This window comes from Ruegeria sp. BG6 (assembly GCF_056538465.1).
In genome coordinates, this window is record NZ_JBQFTB010000037.1 from 1 (window position 1) to 2396 (window position 2396).

The following is a 2396-nucleotide window of genomic DNA, read 5'->3' on the forward strand; positions in this document are numbered from 1 at the left end:
CCTCATCCTCTGTGGTTTGCGATAGGACGGAGGTGTGCATAATGGAGAGTTGAATGACCGTTTTCGACGAGTGGCTTAAAAAGCATCGGCCAGACTGCCCGGAGCTGGATCGTCGTCTCAAGGGCTCCATTGCCTATTTTGTATTGATTTGGAGTTACTTCGAGCAACAGATCATCGAGCCTGCAGACGCTCGGCTGCTGAGAAAAAGCGCGGAAGCCAATAAGCCACACGAAGCTACTAACTATGATCGGATCGAGGAAGCGGCGGCCAATGGGTTGGGCGACTTCACTGCGACGAAGGAATTTATTAGAGCTTTCGCGTACTTCAGTGATCGGCACCTTGAACTTGAAGGAGCCAATATATCGTCGCACTTAGAAGAGCTAACACAGGAAGCCACCAATTCCAGGAACCGCATCCAACAGGTCTTCAGGGACGATCCAGACGACTATACCCAACGGATTGCAGCGCTATTACATGTCGCATATTGCCTAAGAACCAATCTCATTCATGGGTTCAAATGGCATTCCGGGCTTGTCGGTCAAGAGGTCAATTTCAACCATGCGTCGCAGGTATTGATGCTTGCTGTTGACCATCCCCAAAACCCCGTTGAAGTTTAGTATTTGTCCCAATTTCAGCGGCCAAATTCGATCAAAATGAGCCAAAAACAAGCCACGATCCCCAGATGGCCGTTTTTGCTATAAAAATAAGGGGTTTTAAGCCAATTTCAGGCCGGAAATTCTTCCAGGGCACTCTATAGGAGAGAAGAACGCGATTATGCACCTGATGCCAGCCCCTCATAAACGGTCTAATCAGCCGTCTCCTGATACGGGGTGCGTGGCTAAGCCGGGAGCATCAATGATGGGAGATAACCATCAATGCAAAATAACAATAAACCTGCAACTGGAACGGAGGTAACCGAGCAAGTCCAACGTCTAGCCAAGGCCTATGGCGATCAGATCGTTCGGAGGGACAACAAGTTCTTCGACGTGGAGAATCTGAGTGTTCCCCTGTCGCGCAATGACGTGGAGCGGATGATCCTGAACCGGGTACGTGACGAGCACCCCGAAGTTCCACTGAACAAAGAACTGGTCAAGGGTCTATTCAAGTTTCTGATCGAAGCGCAGCATACTGACGCCGACCGATCGTTTCAGGTCTGGAACGGAACGGCCATCTGTGAGGCCGGAAACTCTAATCGACTGATACGGTCTAGGGGAGCGGTCGCCGCCAATACATGGGTCGAACCCGAGTATCGCAAACTCAAGATCAATTCCGCTGAGCTTGGTATCATCGGGCAATTCTTCAATGAGTTCTTTCAGCTTGATCACGACCGACAGCAGTTCCTGAACTGGCTGGCATGGAGCCTTCAGAACGAGGGAGAAAAGCCAGCTTGGGCTCCATTCCTGTATTCGCGGGGAAGAGGTACCGGGAAAAGCACCACTGCTCGCATTCTGACCGAACTCTTCGGCACCCAGAACACCGTCGTTCCGAATAACGTCAGCAAGCTAACGCAGCAATTCAACGCCACGGTTCTGACAAGCAAACTTGTGGTGTGTGAGGAAACCCAGATCAAGCCGGGGTCGCCACAGGAAAACGCAATCAAGACCTTCATCACAGACCCTTACGTTCTAATAGAGCGCAAAGGGATTGAAGCTGAACGCGCCAGGCAGTCTTGCTGCTTCTTGTTCACCTCGAACATCTGGCCGTCATGGATTGGCGAAGGTGAGCGGCGTTACCTCGTAATGGACGTAAACCATGACGGACGATCAGGGGGCTCTCGCGCCAATGAGTTTTCGAACCTCGTCGGTCGGGTTCATCAGTTCCTTGATGATCCGGCTAATGTGGCTCGTGTCTATAACGCCTTGATGCGGAGACAACTGCCGGAAGGCTTCAGCGCCAAGAGCCTGAACATCGCTGACCATCAGACCCCGACCATGGAACGCCTGCGTCAGACCAGCCGTGACACTATCTTAGATCGGTTGGAGGAAGAACTGAATGAGCGTGGGCTCGTTGCCTTGCCTGAAGCTGAAGTGGTTGAGTTCGTCCAGGCGCACCTCAAGGGAAACATCAACCAAACCAAGCACCTAATGGATGAGCTCGGCTGGCAGAAGACCAAGGCCAAGTGGGATGGCAAAGACTATCAACGCGCGATCTGGGTCAAGTCCGGTTACTGGATCGACAGGGGCAAAATCCACGGTCCTGACTTCGAGCCCGTGAGCATCAGTGATCACCTTGCTGGTGACGTCCGGTTCGCCGAAGTGGAGATCATATGATGGATGGTCAGCACTTCATATTGAGAGACGATTGCGAGATCTGGCTTCAGGACATCATGGACAATCACTACGAGGAGGCCCTTTCGAGGGCCACCTCCGTCCTATCGCAAACCACAGAGGATGAGA

General features: G+C 52.2%; 2 protein-coding genes. Both read left to right on the plus strand.

The window, feature by feature from the left end; translation table 11 throughout:
* Nucleotides 1-53: 53 nt before the first annotated feature.
* On the plus strand, nucleotides 54-617 hold the full coding sequence (locus tag ACR0JW_RS23780) for a hypothetical protein (RefSeq protein ID WP_480714602.1): 564 nt from the start codon (nucleotides 54-56) through the stop codon (nucleotides 615-617).
* Between the two features lie 258 nt (nucleotides 618-875).
* Nucleotides 876-2270, plus strand: a complete 1395-nt coding sequence (locus ACR0JW_RS23785; RefSeq protein WP_480714603.1) for a primase-helicase family protein — start codon at nucleotides 876-878, stop codon at nucleotides 2268-2270.
* Nucleotides 2271-2396: the final 126 nt, after the last annotated feature.

Bases quoted from the DNA above. Each gene is read 5' to 3' on its own strand.
- ACR0JW_RS23785 (WP_480714603.1), top strand. From the start codon at position 876: ATGCAAAATAACAATAAACCTGCAACTGGAACGGAGGTAACCGAGCAA.
- ACR0JW_RS23780 (WP_480714602.1), top strand. From the start codon at position 54: ATGACCGTTTTCGACGAGTGGCTTAAAAAGCATCGGCCAGACTGCCCG.